Genomic DNA, 16,454 nt, shown 5'->3' with positions numbered 1-16,454 from the left:
CTGAACATGAAACGTCGTGATATTTTGCTTTCGTCCGCCGCGCTGCTGGCGGCAGGGGCCCATGCGCAAGCCGCGCCCACACGCATCCTGGTCGGTGCGCCGGCGGGCGGTTCCACCGACACGCTGGCGCGAACGCTGGCCACCGAACTGGGGCGCCTGCTCGGAAAAACCGTGATTGTTGAAAACCGGCCCGGTGCCGGCGGCAATATTGCGGCTGAAGCGGTGGCCAAGGCCGCGCCCGATGGCAACACCTTGTTGATGAGTTTCACCAGCCACGCCATCAATGCCTCGCTGTACCCCTCACTGCCGTTTGACCCGATCCGCGACTTCACGCCGCTGACCTGCGTGGCGACCTCGCCCTCGGTGCTGGTGGCCCACCCCTCGGTGCCGGCGAAAGACGTGCGCGAGCTGATTGCCCTGGCCAAGGCCAAACCGGGGCAGCTCAACTTCGCCATCGGTGCGGTGGGCTCTTCGCTGCATCTGGCGGGTGATCTTTTCAAGATGCAGTCGGGTGCCTTCATCGTGAACATTCCCTACCGCGGTACCGCGCCGGCGATTCAGGACGTGATCGCCGGTCAGGTCGAGCTGATGTTTGCCGCGATCGGTAACGCCCAGGCGCAGGTGAAGGCCGGCAAACTCAAGGCGCTGGGCGTGACCAGCGCCAGGCGCCTGCCAGCCTTCCCGGACGTGCCCGCGATTGCCGAGGTTCTGCCTGGCTACGAGTCGAGCGCCTGGTTCGGCCTGTTCGGCCCCGCGCGCATGGCCCCCGAGCTGTCCAAACGCATCAGCGATGCTGCGCGCCAAGCGATCGCCGCGCCGGAGGTGCGCCGCCGGCTCGATGCAGAAGGGGCCGTGCCTGTCGGCAATTCGCCGGAGGAATTTTCGAAGTTCGTGCAGGGAGAAATCCAGCGCTGGGCCAGGGTGGTGAAGTTTTCGGGAGCCAAGCCGGAATGACCACGCCAGCACCTGCGCCGCAGACCCTCGCCCAAAAGCTGATTGCCCGGGCGGCCGGACGTCCATCGGTCTCGCCCGGCGACATCGTGACCTGCAAGGTGGATCTGGCCATGTTCCACGACTCGTCCGGCCCGCGCCGGCTCAAGCCCATGCTGGACGAACTCGGCGCGCAGATCTGGGACAAGTCGCGTGTGGTGCTGGTGATGGACCACTACGTGCCGGAGCGTGACGACGAGTCGCGCCGGATCGTGCGCATTGCGCGCGACTGGGCGCGTGAACAGGACCTGCCCCATGTCTACGACAGCCAGGGCATCTGCCATGTGGTGGTGGCCCAGCACGGCCATATCCGGCCCGGCATGTTCTGTGTGGGTGGTGACTCGCATTCGCCCACCGGCGGAGCGTTCGGCGCCTACATGTTCGGCATCGGCAGCACCGAGATGCTGGGCGTGGTGGTCACCGGCGAGATCTGGCTGCGCGTGCCGCAGACCCTGCAGATGCACTGGAGCGGCCGCCTGCAAAAAGGCGTGACCGCCAAGGACATGATGCTGCACATGATCGGCCGCTTCGGCATGAACGGCGGGCAGTACCAGGCGGTGGAGTTTGCCGGCCCCGCCGTCAAGGCGCTGACCATGCAGGAGCGCATGACGCTGTCCAACATGAGCGCCGAACTCGGTGCGCAGGTCGGCCTGATTGCGCCCGACGAGGTCACCGCAGCGTGGCTGCAGGCCGCCGGCGCGCCGCCCAGCGAGCTGGCCGACTTGGACCGCTGGCAGAGCGACGCAGGCGCCGCCCTGACGCGCCATGAGTTCGATGCCGGGACGCTGGCGCCGTTTGTGGCCGCGCCGCACAGCCCGGCCAATGCCGATGTGGTGGGCCGCTACAGCGGCACGCCGGTGGACGTGGCCTACATCGGCGCCTGCACCGGCGCCAAGCTCGACGACTTGCGCGCAGCCGCCGAGGTGCTGCGCGGCCAGCGCGTGGCATCCGGCGTGCGACTGATGGTGGCGCCGGCCAGCCAGAAGGACCAGAATGCCGCGCGTGAAGAGGGCGTGCTGCAGGTTCTGCTCGATGCCGGCGCCGAGCTGTTTCCCACGGCCTGCGGCGCCTGCGCCGGTTATGGCGAGACCATGGGCGACAACACCACGGTGATCTCCAGCACGGCGCGCAACTTCAAGGGTCGCATGGGCTCGGCCACGGCTCAGGTCTACCTGGCATCGCCTTACACCGTTGCCGCCTCGGCCTTGCGCGGCGTGATCACCGATCCGCGTGAGGTGCTGGCATGACGCAGGCGGCGGCCACCCACCGTGTCTGGAAGCTCGGTGCCGATGTTGACACCGATGTGCTGGCGCCCGGCCATGCCATGAAACACGGCATCGACAAGATCGCCACCTACTGCCTCGAATCCGTGCGTCCCGAATTCGCCAGCCAGGTGCGGCCGGGCGATGTGATCGTGGCCGGCCCCAACTTCGGCATCGGTTCGTCGCGCGAGCAGGCCGCCGCCGTGCTGGTCAAGCTCGGTGTGGCGGCGGTGATTGCCCCTTCGTTCAGCGGTCTGTATTTCCGCAACGCCTTCAATGTCGGCCTGCTGCTGCTGACCTGCCCCGATGCTGAGCGTTTGCAGGAAGCCGAGCAGGTCGTACTCGATACCAAACATCTCGCGGTGATTTCAGGTGCTGGCGAGCGCCTGGCCTGCGAGCCCATCCCCGACTTCCTGCTGGACATGGCACGCAGCGGCGGATTGATGAACCAACTACGAATCCGATTTGGCAAGGAGCCTGAACATGTCTGAGATTTCCCCGGGGCCGGCGATGGACCCTGTCACCCTGGCCGTCCTGCGGGGCCGCCTCGAGCAGGTCGCCGACGAGATGGACGCCACGCTGTACCGAAGCGCCTTCAACCCCATCATTGCCGAGGCGCACGACGCCTGCCACGGCCTGTACGACGCCGTCTCCGGTGACACGCTGGTGCAGGGCAAGTCAGGCCTGCCGGTGTTTGTAGGCGCGATGGCCTTTGCGGTGCGCGCGGCGGCCAGGGTTGCGCGCGAACGCAGCGCACCCAGCGATCCGGCCGCCGGCATGGCCGACGGCGACACCTGGCTGTTCAACGACCCTTACGAGGGCGGCACCCATGCCAACGACTTCAAGCTGGTGCGGCCCTTCTTCCGCGGCGGCAAGCTGTTCTGCTACCTGGCCTCGGCCGCGCACTGGCATGACGTGGGCGGCGCGGTGCCCGGCAACTACAACCCGGCGGCCACCGAGTGCTGGCAGGAAGCGGTGCAGATTCCGCCGGTGCGCATCGTGCGCGCCGGTGACCTTGACGCCGATGTGCTGGCCATCCTGCAGGCCAACACCCGTTTGCCCGACAGTCTCTGGGGTGACCTCAACGGCCAGCTGGCCGCGCTCGAGTTGGGCGTGCGCCGCCTGCATGGCTTGCTCGACGAGTATGGCGACGCGCTGGTGCTGCAGGCCATGGGCGAGCTGCGCGCACGCGCCGTCCGGCTGATGCGCTCGCATATTACCTCGCTGCCTGATGGCCGTTATTCCTTCAGCGACATCCTGGACAACGACGGCGTTAAGGACGAGCCGCTGACGATTGCGCTGGACATGACGGTGCAGGGCGAACGTTTGACGCTGGATTTTTCACGTACCTCGGCGCAATGCGCCGGCCCGGTCAACATCTCGCGCGCCACCGCGATTGCCGCCTGTTATGTGGCGCTCAAGCACCTGTTCCCGGACGTGCCGGCCAATGCCGGTGTGCTCGATGCGGTCGACTTCGTGCTGCCCGACGGCCTGGTCATCAGCGCGGCGCGGCCGCGGCCCGTGGGCGGCTACACCGAAACCATCCTGCGCATGATCGATGTGATCTTCAGCGCGGCCGCGCAGGCCGACCCGACACGCGCCGTGGCCCAGGCCTACGGCACCATCAATGCGCTGTCGATCGCCGGTCACCGCACCGACGCTGCCCGCAAGGGCCAGCGCTGGGTGATGTTCAGCTTCTTCGGCGGCGGCCACGGCGGCCATTCGGGCGGTGACGGCCTGAGTCACGGCAACGCGCCTATCTCCACCGCCACGATTCCACCGCTGGAGATTCTGGAAGCCGCCTACCCGGTGCGTTTCACCGAGTGGTCGCTGCGCGCCGACTCCGGCGGCGACGGCCAGTTCCGCGGCGGCCTGGGTGCGAACTACGAGATCGAACTGCTGGAGCAGGACGCCGAGGTCTTCATCTTCGGCGAACGCGGCAAGTCCGCGCCCAAGGGCATTGCGGGCGGCGGCGAGGCCGCGGTCAATGTCTTCAGCTACGAAAACAACAATGAATGGAAAACACCGCCTATGGTCTCCAAGATGGTTGGCATCAAACTGAAAAAAGGCGAACGCGTGCGCTTGCAGACGCCGGGCGGCGGCGGTTACGGCGCGCCTGCGGATCGTTTGCAGAGTTCGCGTGAACGCGATCTGGCGCTGGGCTACGTGACGGCAGGCGCCGCGAAGAAGGAGGGCGCATGAGCACCGCCGGGCAATTGGTCGTCGGCGTTGATGTCGGCGGCACCTTCACCGATTTGTTCGTGCTGGACGAAGCCAGCGGCAGCGCGCGCATCGTCAAGGTGCCTTCCACACGCGGTGAGGAAGCGCGCGGCTTCATGAATGGTGTGGCGCGCGTCGCCGACTCGGCGGCCGGCATTGCCACCATCGTGCACGGCACGACGGTGGGCACCAATGCGCTGCTCGAGCGCAAGGTGGCGCGCACCGGCATCATCACCACACGCGGCTTTCGTGACGTGCTGGAGATGCGCCGGCGCGACCGGCCGCAAACCTGGGGGCTGCGCGGCAGCTTCGAGCCCATCGTGCCGCGCGACCTGCGGCTCGAGGTCGATGAACGCGTGCTGGCCGACGGCAGCATCCACACCGCCGTGGACCTGGACCAGGTTCGCGCCCAGGCGAGCGCCCTGCTGGCCGCGGGCTGCGAGGCGGTCTGCGTCTTCTTCATCAACACCTATGCGAACCCGGCCAATGAACGCGCCGCCGTTGCCGCCGTGCGCGAGCTCTGGCCCAATGCCCATGTGACCGCCGCCGGCGAAGTGCTGCCGGAAATCCGCGAGTTCGAACGCTGCTCCACCGCCACGCTGAATGCGGCGCTGCAGCCGGTGGTCGGCAGCTACCTCACGCGTCTGGAGTCAGACCTGCGCGGCCAGGGTTTTGCCGGCGAGCTGCTGATTGTGCAGAGCAATGGCGGCGTGATGTCACGGCAGACGGCCTGCGACGTGCCGGTGCGCACCGCGCTGTCGGGCCCGGCGGCCGGCGTAATCGCCTGTGCGGCGATTGCCCGCTCGGCCGGTTTCCCCAACGCCATCACCGGTGACATGGGCGGCACCTCGTTCGACGTGTCGCTGGTCGCGAAGGGCGAAGCGGCGCTGTCGGCGCAGACCTCGATCGAATTCGGCATGGTGGTGCGCTCACCCATGATCCAAATCGAGACCATAGGCGCCGGTGGCGGCTCCATCGCCTCGGTCGATGCCAGCGGCATGCTGCAGATCGGCCCCGAGTCGGCTGGCAGCAACCCGGGCCCGGCCTGTTACGGCCGCGGCAACACGCGCCCGACGGTGACCGATGCCAACGTGCTGCTGGGCCGGATCGCCGCCGACCGCCCGCTGGGTGGCGGTCTGCTCGCGGCCATGGACGCCGGCAAGGCGCGCGCCGCCATCGAGCAACATGTGGCGCAGCCCCTGGGGCTGGACGTGATGGCGGCGGCCGAAGCGATTTTGACGGTGGCCAACGCCAAGATGGCCGGCGCGATCCGCGTGGTGTCCATCGAACGCGGGCACGATCCGCGCAACTTTGCCTACATGCCGTTTGGCGGCGGCGGCGCGCTGCATGTGTGCGCCATGATGCGCGAAGTCGGCGTGACCACCGGCATCGTCCCGCGTTACCCCGGCGTCACTTCGGCTCTGGGCTGCGTGATGGCAGACATGCGGCACGACGCGGTGCAGACCCTGAACAAGGGCCTGGCCGAGCTGGACATCGCCGACCTGCGCCAGCGCATCACCACCGTCGCGGCGGCCTGCCAGCAACGGCTGGACTCGGCCGGCGTGCGTTTCTCCGAGGTGCAGGAAGTCATTGCGCTGGACATGCTGTATGCGGGCCAGACCCACACGGTGCAGGTTCCCTTGCCTGTGACCCAGGTCGAGCTGATCACGCCGGCTGTGATTCAAGGCGCTTTTGAGGCGGCCTACCTGGCGGCCTTTGGCCGCGTGCTGGGCGGCATCGCGATCCGCGTCATGAACCTGCGCTACGCCCGCATCGGCGTGCGGCCCAAGTTCGACCTCGCGGTGCTGGCCCCGACAGGCGCCGGCTCCACGGCGTCCAGCGGCGAACAGCAGGTGTTCCACGCCGGGCGCTGGTGGGCGGCGGTGCGTTACCCGCGCCTCGACCTGCCGGTGGGTGCGCGCATAGATGGCCCGGCGATTCTCGAGCAGCCCGACACCACGGTCTGGCTGGAGCCCGGCTTTCATGCCACGGTCGACAGCTTCGGCAACCTGCTGGTCCAACCCTCCTGACACCATGAACGCCTCACCGAAAAAAATCGCACTGATCATTGTTGATCTGCAAAACGATTTCCTCGCTCCCGAGGGCGCGTATGCGCGCGGTGGCGCGGCCAGCGCGGCCGCGCGTGAACTGCCCGGCCGCGTGGCCGGCGTGGCGCGTGCGCTCAAGGCGGGCGGCGGCCTGGTGGCGGCGAGCCAGTTCACGCTCTGGCCCGATGCCCAGGACGAGCCCATGATCTCGCCGCACCTCAAAGCCCTGCGCCCCTTCCTGCGCCGGGGCGACTTCGCACCGGGCAGCACGGGCCAGGCCAATGTGGCCGAGCTGCAGCCGCTGATCGACGTCTCGGTCTGCAAGGTTGCCTACTCGGCGTTTTTCAACACCCAGCTCGACTGGGTGCTGCGCCATGCGGGCATAGACACCGTGGCCGTCTGCGGCATTGTCACCAACGGCGGCGTCGCCAGTACCGTGCGTGATGCCCATATGCGCGAGTACCACACCATCGTTCTGAGCGACGGCTGCGCGGCCTTCAAACCCGACGTCCATGCGACGGCGCTGACCGACATGGGCACGATTGCGCAGGTCATGCGCTGTGAAGAATTCATCCAGTCCTTGTCATGACATTGCCCGTGATCCGCCGCGCCGAGCGCATGGACGCACCCATCCATGTGCCGGTGGCGATTGTGGGCGCCGGCGCCTGCGGCCTGACCGCGGCGCTGATGCTGCGCGATGCCGGCATCGAGTGTGTGGTGCTCGAGCGCGACGCCGTGCCCAGCGGCTCGACCGCACTGTCCTCGGGTTTTGTGCCCGCGCCGGGCACGCGCGTGCAGAAGTCCAAAAACATTGAAGACAGCCCGCAGCGCTTCGCGGCCGACATCCAGGCCAAGGCCCATGGCACGGCGGCCCCGCAGCTGGCCACGGCTTACGCCGAGGCGATCGGCCCGGCGATCGACGCCTTGCAGGCGCGCCACGGGCTGGACTTTGTGCTGCTCGATGATTTCCTTTACCCCGGCCACAGCCGGCACCGCATGCACGCCGTGCCCGAAAAAACCGGCGCCGCCCTGATGGCGCGCCTGCAGCAGGCTGCCGAAACGGCCGACGTGCCCATCGTGACCCGCGCGCTGGTGCGCGAGCTCTGGCTCAATGCCCGCGATGAAGTTCTGGGCGTCGCCTACGAGCGGCCCGACGGCACGCTGGAGCAGCTGTCCTGCGACGCGCTGATCCTGGCCTGCAACGGCTTTGGCGGCAACGCGGACATGGTGCAGCAGCTCTTGCCCGAGATGAAGGACGCCACATTTGCCGGCCACACCGGCAACGACGGCAGCGCCATCGCCTGGGGCCGCGCGCTGGGCGCACGCCTGGCCGACCTCGGCGGCTACCAGGGCCACGGCTCCTGGGCCGTGCCGCAGGGCGCGCTGGTGTCCTGGGCGCTGATGATGGAGGGCGCGGTGCAGATCAATGCCCTGGGCCGGCGTTTCCACGACGAAACCGGCGGTTATTCGGAAGCCGCCGTGCAGGTGCTGGCCCAGCCCGGCAGCGTGGCCTGGAATGTGTTCGACGAGGCCTTGCTCACGTTCGCGCGCAGCTTTCCCGATTTTCGCGAGGCCGAGGCCGCCGGCGCCCTCAAGCGTTGCGATAACGAGGCGTCGCTGGCCGCGCTGATTGGCTGCGATGTTGGCGCCTTACACGCCACGCTGGCGGCTGTGGCCCCTGGCGCCGCGGCGCCAGACGGCCGCGTCTTCAAACGCGCATTGCAAGCACCTTTCTACGCCGTCAAGGTGACAGGCGCACTGTTCCACACCCAGGGCGGGCTCGACATCGACGCCCAGTGCCATGTGCTGCACGAAGACGCCAGCCCTTTCACCAACCTGCTGGCCGCCGGCGGCGCCGCGCGCGGTGTCTCGGGCAACGCGGTCTGGGGTTACCTCTCGGGCAACGGCCTGCTCAGCGCGATTGCGGGCGGCTACATCGCGGCGCGCAGCGCGGCCACGTTACTGGAAACCAAGCCATGAACCCCACGCTTTCATTGAAGCAGCGCCTGGCGCAAGCCCGGCCCGTGCTGACCCCCGGTGTCTACGACGCGCTCAGCGCGCTAGTGGCCGAGCAGGCCGGCTTCGAGGCGCTTTACCTGTCGGGCGCATCGATTGCCTACACGCGGCTTGGCCGCTCTGACGTGGGCTTGACGACCTTCACCGAAGTGGCCGACACGCTGGCGCGCATCACCGAGCGCGTGCGCCTGCCGGTCATCGTCGACGCCGACACCGGCTTTGGCAATGCGCTCAATGTCATGCGCACGGTCCGGGGTTTCGAGCGCGCCGGTGCGGCCATGATCCAGCTCGAAGACCAGACCTTTCCCAAACGCTGCGGCCACCTCGACGGCAAGGCCGTGGTGCCGGTGCAGGAGATGGTCGGCAAGCTCAAGGCCGCGCTCGACGCCCGCACCAGCGCCGAGACGCTGATCCTGGCGCGTACCGATGCCATCGCCGTCGAGGGCCTGGACGCGGCGCTGGAGCGCGCCGAGCGGTATTTTGAATGCGGCGTGGACGCCCTGTTCATCGAGGCCCTGCGCACACCCGGGCAGATGGACACGGCCTGTGGCCGTTTTGCTCAGCGCATTCCGATGCTGGCCAACATGGTTGAAGGCGGCAAGACGCCGGTGCAAAGCGCCACCGAACTCGGCGCGCGCGGTTTCCGCATCGTCATCTTTCCGGGCGGCACGGTGCGTGCCGTGACGCACACGCTGCAGGGTTATTACGCGAGCCTGCACCAGCACCAGACCACCGCGCCGTGGCAAAAGCAGATGCTGGACTTTGACGGGCTCAATCAGGTCATCGGCACGGACGAGCTGATGGCCGCGGGCAAACGCTACGAGTAGGCCGCTCAGGCGCTGCACAGGCTGAAGCACCATGGACGCTCCCGAACTAGCCCCGCCAGCTTCCGCCCGGGCCCGTTCTGCGGCGATCAGGACGGTTGCGCTGTTCGAGGCCTTCAAGGGTGCGGTCGTGCTGTTGGCCGGCAGCGGCCTGCTGCTGCTGATCCACACCGACGCGCACGCTGCGGCGGCCAGGCTCATTGAACATTGGCACCTGAACCCTGCCTCGCGTTACCCACAGATTTTTCTCGAGGCCGCGCCCAACCTGCACGACAGCCGGCTGATGCTGCTGGCCGCTGGTGCGGCGCTGTATGCGCTGGTGCGTTTCGTCGAAGCCTGGGGTCTGTACGGCGAGAAGGCCTGGGCCGAAGTTCTGGCGGCGGTCAGCGGTGGCATCTACGTGCCGTTTGAAGTGGTCGAGCTGCTGCGCCGGTCGAGCTGGCATGGCGCCTTGCTGCTCATGGTCAACCTGGTCATTGTGGCGCTCATGGTCGGGGCGTTGCTGCAACGCCGCAAGCGAGCCAGATCGCCATAATGGCGAGAGACCGCAAGCCCCGGCACTGCACCCCCTGTGCCGCCCGGTCTTCACCAGGAGTCCGCACACATGACCATCCCCGCCGAATACCAGCGCGCCTCCGTCGAGTTCGAGAGGTTCATGGTTGACGCGCGTGACCTTTCCGGGCTGGCCACGACCAACATGGCTTACAACATGGTGGTCGGCGTGCTGCATGTGTTTCGCCGCCGGCTCAGCGTGCAGGAGGCGCTTCGGTTTGCAGGTGTTCTTCCGGCAGTGCTGCGCGCCATTTTTGTGTCCGACTGGGACACCGAACAGCCCCAGCTGGCCTTCGGCGATCGCGCGTCCATGACCGGGGAAGTCAAGCAACTGCGTAAGGCGCACAACTTCTCGCCCGACACGGCCATCCACGACGTGGCCCTGGCCCTGCGCCGCCATGTGGACCCGCAGGAACTGGAGCATGTGCTTGCATCGCTCCCGCCGCAAGCGCAGGCGTATTGGCGTGTTTAGTGCAGTGTTTCACGCTATTCGGAACATAAAAGCGCGTCTTTTGCGCCATGGCTGCGTTGCAAATCCGCGCGATACCCTTGGTATCGCTGTGGTTTGCGCCTTGCCCTGACCCAAAATCCATCGCTTTTATTTGTTCCATCAAGCATGAATCGCTGCACCAGCGCCGTGGTACACCGCGACCCGCCGGCCTGACGAAGAGCCGGTACTGCGCTTGACAGCGTGCTGATGCTCCTGATCTGATAGCTGTTGGCGCCCGTATTTATTGGGCTGGGGGCATTTTTTGCTTGGAATCAGCCTCGGCGCCGCGCCATGTAAAACCACTCCTGCCCCGGCTCGGCGCGCGGGTTGGGAAACACCACAAAACCGTCGTGCGGCGCCTTCACCTCGGCGCCGCTGTGGCGCACGCCGATCAGTTCGCCGGCCTGCACCGCGTCAAAACTGCGCCACTCGCGCGTGAAGCTGTCGCCTGCGTGTTCGCGGTCCGTCACATTGACCAGACGCAAAATCTCGCGCTCGGCAGGCGAGGGTTCCAGCGGCAGGGATGCCATGCCCAGCAGCGCCAGTGTCTGCAAAATTGCTTGGCGCGCCACCTGCACGCCCTGCGGGTCGTCGTGCTGGCCGCATTCCAGCGTCACGCCGTAGCCGCCGCGGGACCGCATGTACTCGGTGGTGCCCACACCGTAGTTCGGGTTGGTCACCAGCGTCTGGGCGCGGGCCGAACCTGCAGGTATCGGCGCTGCCGCACGGCGCTGAACGCCGCGCGCATAGGTGTCCAGCCAGCCTTCGACAATGCGCGGCGCGCCGGTGCACAGGGCGAGCTGCATTTCCGCTTCGGCCTGGCTGAAAGGCTCCAGCGTGCCCGTGTTGTTCTGCGGGCCGATCATCACAAACGGAGCGCCGCCGGTGTGGAAGGAATGCAGGTCCAACAGCACCTCGTGCGCGTCCAGCAGTGGGCACAGCACATTGGCAATCCGGTCCTCGAAGTCCTGCGGAATCGCACTCGGCGCCATGTTGCGGTTCAGGTTGCGGTCGCCGGTGCGCTGTTTGAGCTGATAGGCCAGCGGGTTGGTGACAGGTACCAAGGTCACCGTGCCGCGTTCGATGGCGAGCTGGCCGTTGTCGATTTCATGCAGCAGTTGTGTGATGGCTTTGGCGCCGCAGACTTCATTGCCGTGGACGGCGCCCAGTACCAGCAGCTTCGGGCCGGGGGCCAGGCCGTGGAAGGTGTGCGTGTGCAGGTGGGTCGGGCGGGGTTTGGAGGGGGAGGGGGCGTTGCTCTGGAGCTTGTCGGTCATGGTGACTTGTTTATACAGTGATTGACGTGCTTCGGGCTGGCCATTGCGCCTTGTGCATCTGGTGGATGCCATCCGCTCCTTCTCGGAAGCTGCGAGAGGAATACTTGCAGCATCGCACTGGCCACACGGTCCGTCGTGGAACTGGCCATGGTCATGAACCACCGCCAACCCCCTCGCAGATGCACATTTTTCCAGGTAAAGATCAGGGTTTCCCCTAAAGTTTTGGCTCCTTTGGTCGTTAAGCCTGATAAGTACGGACGTGATCACCCTGTTCGGAGATGTTCAAACCTGCGCCGGAGATGGTCCTGTTCTGGACGCCGAGCATTTGAACGGGGTGGGACACGCTCGATGACCGCCTGCTGATCCCGCGCGAGACCTGGAAAAGCGCATGACCAGCGACGACACGGGCTTGGTGGAAAAAAGCAGCGGCATCACTGTTCTCTGTGCAAGCTGAAATTAACTGAATGAACGAGCAAGACAATGAATATCGCAAATCTGAAAATCGGCACCCGGCTGGGCGCGGGCTTCGCACTGGTGCTGGTGTTGATGGTGTCCCTGATTGCAGTCGCGCTCCTGAGCTTGGCCCACGTTGGTCAGGCCAGTAGCCAGATGATAGAGAAGGACCTGATCAAGATGGAGGCGGCGAACACGATCAATGCAACCATCCGCGCCAATGCGCGCCGCACCATGGAGCTGTTCCTGGCAAAGGATGCAGCCCAGATGAACACGATTAACCAGCGAATCGAGGCCAACAAAAAACTCATCGGCGACGCTCTTGGCGTGCTCGACACCTTGGTATACACAGAGCAGGGGAAGGCCATGCTCGCCAAGTTGAAGGAAAAACGTGGCCAATATGTCGCGATCATGGGAAAAATCGGAAAACTGGTTGCAGAAGGCAAGCGGGAGGAAGCAAGCCAGATGCTGACGGGTGAGATGCTGCCGGCGCTTGATGTGCTGCAAGACGCCGCCATGGAGATTGTGGCCTTGCAGAAAAAACTCACCGAAGCCAGCGGTGCCCAGGTGCAAGGGGAAATCGTATCGACGCGCATGCTGATGATCGGCCTGGGCCTGTTCGCCGTGTTGCTGGGGAGCACTTTCGCATACTGGATCACGCGATCGATCACACGACCCTTGAATCAGGCGGTGACCGTGGCTCAGACTGTCGCAGCGGGCGACTTGAGCAGCCATATTGATGTGACGACAACCGACGAGACCGGACAGCTGCTGCAGGCCTTGAAAGACATGAACGGCAACCTGCAGAACATCGTCGGCCGGGTTCGCCAGGGGACCGATACCATCGCCACGGCCTCAGGCCAGATTGCAGCGGGCAACCAGGATCTGTCATCCCGCACCGAAGAGCAAGCCAGCTCCCTGGAAGAAACTGCAGCTTCGATGGAAGAGCTGACGTCCACCGTCAAACAAAACGCCGACAACGCCCGCCAAGCCAACCAGCTGGCCGTCTCGGCTTCCAGCGTCGCTGTTCGCGGTGGCAGCTCGGTCGCCGAAGTCATGGGCACCATGAGCGCCATCAACGACTCGTCCCGCAAGATCGTCGACATCATCGGGGTGATCGACGGCATCGCCTTCCAGACCAACATCCTGGCCCTGAACGCCGCCGTCGAAGCGGCCCGAGCCGGGGAACAGGGCCGCGGTTTTGCCGTGGTGGCCGCCGAGGTGCGCAACCTGGCCCAGCGCAGTGCGACCGCTGCCAAGGAGATCAAGGGCTTGATTGACGACTCCGTGGGCAAGGTCGAACAAGGCAGCAAGCAGGTGGCCGAGGCCGGCAAGACCATGGACGAGATCGTGGACAGCGTCAAACGCGTGACCGACATCATGGCCGAGATCACGGCGGCCAGCCAGGAGCAGACCGCCGGTATCGAGCAGATCAACCAGGCGATCACGCAGATGGACCAGGTGACGCAGCAAAACGCCGCGCTGGTGGAAGAGGCCGCAGCCGCTGCGTCCTCGCTGCAGGAGCAGGCCAGCGGGCTCAGTCAGGTGGTCAGTGTGTTCAGGCTGGACAACCAGCAGGTTCACTACGTGGCGCCACCGCAGCGTACGGCACCGGCCCATCAACACAGGTCTGCGCAGCCGCCACCGGTCAAACGCGCCATTGCAGCGCCACAGCGCAAACCGGCGCAGCATCCCGGGCCGCTTGCCGTGGCTGGTGCTGGGGACCATTGGGAAGAGTTTTAAGCGGGCATGCCAGCTACGGCCGCCTGATCGCCAGAGCGGAAGCGGGGTTGTCGGTTCAGCAGCAGACCGGGTCATTTAAAAAAGGTGACGGGGTCAAGCGTGCTTCGGGTTTGAGTAATAATGCAACCAAATTGCGTTATGGTGCGGGACCTTCGGTCATGCCCCAAGCTCCAAGCACATGTCCTCCACTCTTCCTCACGACGAACTCAACGCCGACCCCATCGATGCTCTGCTGTCGGCCCACGGCCTGCGCCGCACGATTGCTGCGCGCCGGGTGCTGGGCTGGCTACTGGCGCATCCGGACACGAGTTACACGCATGCGCAGTTGCAGGTGGCGCTGGCGGGTGGGGGCGACGCGGCCGACAGCGCAGCCTTGGACCGCGTCACGCTCTACCGCCTGATCGACCGCCTCACACAAGTCGGCCTGTTGCTGTGCCGCGTGGACGCCAGCCGGGTGCGGCGTTACCAGGCGATGCCGGCGGGTGTACACGCGATGCCGCACTTTGAATGCCAGAGCTGCCACCGCGACAGCCCGCTGGAAAACGCGCTGCAAGCCAGCGCCGGCGATCTCGATCGTGCGGCGCAATCGGCGCTCGAAGCCTTGAAGGCGCTGGGCTACCAGGGTATGAGCCTGGATTTTGCGGTGCGTGGTGTGTGCTCCGATTGCGCCACGGGCAGTGCCGGCGGTCATCGCCAACGGGGTGCGGCTGCGTGATCCGTACGCGGCAACTGGCCTACCAGTACCCCGGCGGGCCGGCGCTTCGCTTTGACGACGTCGATGTTCCGCAGGGCGGGGTGTTGCTGCTGCGCGGCACATCGGGTTCCGGCAAGTCCACCTGGCTGGCGCTGGCGGCGGGGCTGCTGACGCCGACTGCGGGCGACATCACGGTGGCAGGGCAGTCGCTGAGCGCGCTGGGCAAGGTGGCGAGTGATGCCTGGCGTGCGCGGACGATTGGTTTTCTGCCGCAGAAACTGCATTTGAGCAGCGCGCTGACGGTGCACGCCAACCTGGCGATGGCGCAGTGGGCGGCCGGTCAGGCGCAGGACGATGTGCGTATCCGCGAAGCGCTGACGGCCCTCGGCGTGGATGAGCTCGCTGCGCGCAAACCGGCGCAGCTCTCGGGCGGGCAGGCGCAGCGTGTGGCGCTGGCGCGGGCGGTGCTGCTGCAGCCCAAAGTCATCCTGGCGGACGAACCGACGGCCAGCCTGGACGACGAGGCGGCGGCGCAGGCAGTGCAATTGCTGCAGGCGACGGCGAAGCGCTACGGCGCGACGCTGGTGATTGCCACACACGATACCCGGGTTGCGACGGCTCTTGATGGTCAAATCGGCTTCCAGCCCTTGTTACTGTTGCGCCAGAAGCTATGAAAACCATAGCATTCGCCTGGCGTTTTCTCTGGTCCCGGCCGCTCGCCGCCGGGCTCAATGTGCTGCTGCTGAGCCTCGGGCTGGCGTCGCTGAGCTTTGTACTGCTGGTCAGCCATCAGATCGACCAGGCGTTTGAGCGCGACCTGGCCGGCATCGACGTGGTGGTGGGCGCCAAGGGCAGCCCGATGCAGCTGATTCTCTCGGGCGTGTTCCACATCGACGCGCCGACCGGCAATGTGCCGCTGGCGGCGGTGAAAGAACTCGAGAAACACCCGCAGGTGGCCAAGCTGATCCCGCTGAGCCTGGGCGACAGCTTGCGCGGCTTTCGCATCGTCGGCAGCACGCCGGACTACATCACGCACTACAACGCTGAGTTCGCGCAGGGCGGCGTCTGGGCGGCGCCCATGCAGGCGGTGCTTGGTGCGCAGGTGGCAGAACAAACCGGCCTGAAAGTCGGCGACCGCTTCGCCGGCAGCCATGGCCTGGCCGGCGGCGGTGACAGCCATGCCCAGACGCCTTATGTGGTCAGCGGCGTGCTGGCGCCCGGCGGCTCGGTGCTGGACCGGCTGGTGCTGACGGCGCTGGATTCCGTCTGGCAGGTCCATGAAGACCACACGGCACTCGATGCCGAAGACCGCCAACTGCTGGAAGAAGAGCGCGAAGTCACACTGGCGCTGATCCAGTACCGCACGCCGCTGGCGGCGGTGACCTTTCCGCGCTTTGTGAATAGCAGCACCGAGATGCAGGCGGCTGCGCCGGCGCTGGAAATCACGCGGCTGCTGGGCATGATTGGTGTCGGCACCGACGTCATGCGCGCGCTGGCCGGTGTGCTGCTGCTGACGGCGGGCCTCAGTGTGTTCATCGCGCTGTGGAGCGCGGTGCGTGAGCGCCGCGCCGACCTGGCGCTGCTGCGTTTGCTGGGCGCGCCGCCGCGCAAGGTGGCGGCCCTGCTGTTGTGCGAGGCTCTGTGGCTGGCGCTGCTGGCGACCATGATCGGTGTGCTGGCGGGGCAGGGGCTGATGGCGCTGCTCGCCTGGCTGCTGCAGCTGGATAAATCGGTTCTGGTCGGTGCGCTGTCGTGGCCGGTCGGGTTGCTGAGTGTGCCGGTGCTGGCCGCGGGGGTGGCGCTGCTGTCAGCGCTGCTGCCCGCGTACGAGGCCTACCGGGTCCCCGTGTTTGAACTTTTACAGTCGAGGTGAACCCCATGATCA

Annotated in this window: 15 protein-coding genes; 14 read left to right on the top strand and 1 reads right to left on the bottom strand. The window is 66.3% G+C overall.

From position 1 onward, the window contains the following. Positions 1-6: 6 nt before the first annotated feature. The 10 genes from AAG813_RS00500 to AAG813_RS00455 all read left to right on the top strand — a co-directional run bounded on the left by AAG813_RS00500 (position 7) and on the right by AAG813_RS00455 (position 10,384). Positions 7-954, top strand: a complete 948-nt coding sequence (locus AAG813_RS00500; RefSeq protein WP_341910683.1) for a tripartite tricarboxylate transporter substrate binding protein — start codon at positions 7-9, stop codon at positions 952-954. Then, positions 951-2,237, top strand: coding sequence for a 3-isopropylmalate dehydratase large subunit (locus tag AAG813_RS00495; protein ID WP_341910682.1), 1,287 nt, complete (start codon positions 951-953; stop codon positions 2,235-2,237). The genes AAG813_RS00500 and AAG813_RS00495 overlap by 4 nt, the downstream gene beginning before the upstream one ends. Beyond that, on the top strand, positions 2,234-2,743 hold the full coding sequence (locus AAG813_RS00490; protein ID WP_341910679.1) for a 3-isopropylmalate dehydratase: 510 nt from the start codon (positions 2,234-2,236) through the stop codon (positions 2,741-2,743). Before AAG813_RS00495 ends, AAG813_RS00490 begins: the two co-directional genes overlap by 4 nt. Next, positions 2,736-4,454: a hydantoinase B/oxoprolinase family protein gene (locus tag AAG813_RS00485; protein ID WP_341910677.1), complete on the top strand. Its 1,719-nt coding sequence runs from the start codon at positions 2,736-2,738 to the stop codon at positions 4,452-4,454. Before AAG813_RS00490 ends, AAG813_RS00485 begins: the two co-directional genes overlap by 8 nt. After that, positions 4,451-6,502, top strand: a complete 2,052-nt coding sequence (locus tag AAG813_RS00480; protein WP_341910674.1) for a hydantoinase/oxoprolinase family protein — start codon at positions 4,451-4,453, stop codon at positions 6,500-6,502. Before AAG813_RS00485 ends, AAG813_RS00480 begins: the two co-directional genes overlap by 4 nt. A gap of 4 nt (positions 6,503-6,506) precedes the next feature. After that, positions 6,507-7,109 (top strand): isochorismatase family cysteine hydrolase, encoded by a 603-nt coding sequence (locus AAG813_RS00475; RefSeq protein ID WP_341910672.1) that lies wholly within the window; start codon positions 6,507-6,509, stop codon positions 7,107-7,109. Beyond that, positions 7,106-8,500 carry an FAD-dependent oxidoreductase gene (locus AAG813_RS00470; protein ID WP_341910670.1) on the top strand — a complete coding sequence of 465 codons (1,395 nt, stop codon included), beginning with the start codon at positions 7,106-7,108 and terminating at the stop codon, positions 8,498-8,500. Before AAG813_RS00475 ends, AAG813_RS00470 begins: the two co-directional genes overlap by 4 nt. Next, positions 8,497-9,363 carry an isocitrate lyase/PEP mutase family protein gene (locus tag AAG813_RS00465; protein WP_341910668.1) on the top strand — a complete coding sequence of 289 codons (867 nt, stop codon included), beginning with the start codon at positions 8,497-8,499 and terminating at the stop codon, positions 9,361-9,363. Before AAG813_RS00470 ends, AAG813_RS00465 begins: the two co-directional genes overlap by 4 nt. Before the next feature lie 31 nt (positions 9,364-9,394). Next, positions 9,395-9,895, top strand: coding sequence for a DUF2127 domain-containing protein (locus tag AAG813_RS00460; RefSeq protein ID WP_341910666.1), 501 nt, complete (start codon positions 9,395-9,397; stop codon positions 9,893-9,895). A gap of 69 nt (positions 9,896-9,964) precedes the next feature. Further along, a complete protein-coding gene (locus tag AAG813_RS00455) occupies positions 9,965-10,384 on the top strand; it encodes a DUF2267 domain-containing protein (protein ID WP_341910664.1) in 420 nt (139 codons plus the stop codon). Between the two features lie 290 nt (positions 10,385-10,674). On the opposite strand, the gene AAG813_RS00450 is transcribed toward AAG813_RS00455, so the two are convergent. Beyond that, the gene (locus AAG813_RS00450; protein WP_341910662.1) at positions 10,675-11,679 is read right to left on the bottom strand and encodes a succinylglutamate desuccinylase/aspartoacylase family protein; all 1,005 of its coding nucleotides are present in this window, start codon (positions 11,677-11,679) and stop codon (positions 10,675-10,677) included. A gap of 480 nt (positions 11,680-12,159) precedes the next feature. Between AAG813_RS00450 and AAG813_RS00445 the strand changes: the two genes are divergently transcribed. From AAG813_RS00445 to AAG813_RS00430, 4 genes are all read left to right on the top strand, one after another. Beyond that, positions 12,160-13,875: a methyl-accepting chemotaxis protein gene (locus AAG813_RS00445; RefSeq protein ID WP_341910660.1), complete on the top strand. Its 1,716-nt coding sequence runs from the start codon at positions 12,160-12,162 to the stop codon at positions 13,873-13,875. A gap of 178 nt (positions 13,876-14,053) precedes the next feature. Beyond that, a complete protein-coding gene (locus tag AAG813_RS00440; RefSeq protein WP_341910658.1) occupies positions 14,054-14,590 on the top strand; it encodes a Fur family transcriptional regulator in 537 nt (178 codons plus the stop codon). Beyond that, positions 14,587-15,243, top strand: a complete 657-nt coding sequence (locus AAG813_RS00435; RefSeq protein ID WP_341910656.1) for an ATP-binding cassette domain-containing protein — start codon at positions 14,587-14,589, stop codon at positions 15,241-15,243. The genes AAG813_RS00440 and AAG813_RS00435 overlap by 4 nt, the downstream gene beginning before the upstream one ends. Continuing rightward, positions 15,240-16,442 carry an FtsX-like permease family protein gene (locus AAG813_RS00430; protein WP_341910653.1) on the top strand — a complete coding sequence of 401 codons (1,203 nt, stop codon included), beginning with the start codon at positions 15,240-15,242 and terminating at the stop codon, positions 16,440-16,442. The genes AAG813_RS00435 and AAG813_RS00430 overlap by 4 nt, the downstream gene beginning before the upstream one ends. Positions 16,443-16,454 lie beyond the last annotated feature (12 nt).

Source organism: Polaromonas sp. YR568, from assembly GCF_943371715.1.
Taxonomy (GTDB): Bacteria; Pseudomonadota; Gammaproteobacteria; order Burkholderiales; family Burkholderiaceae_C; genus Polaromonas.
Note: the sequence above shows the minus strand (reverse complement) of the source record. Positions and strands in the feature narration are given on the sequence as shown.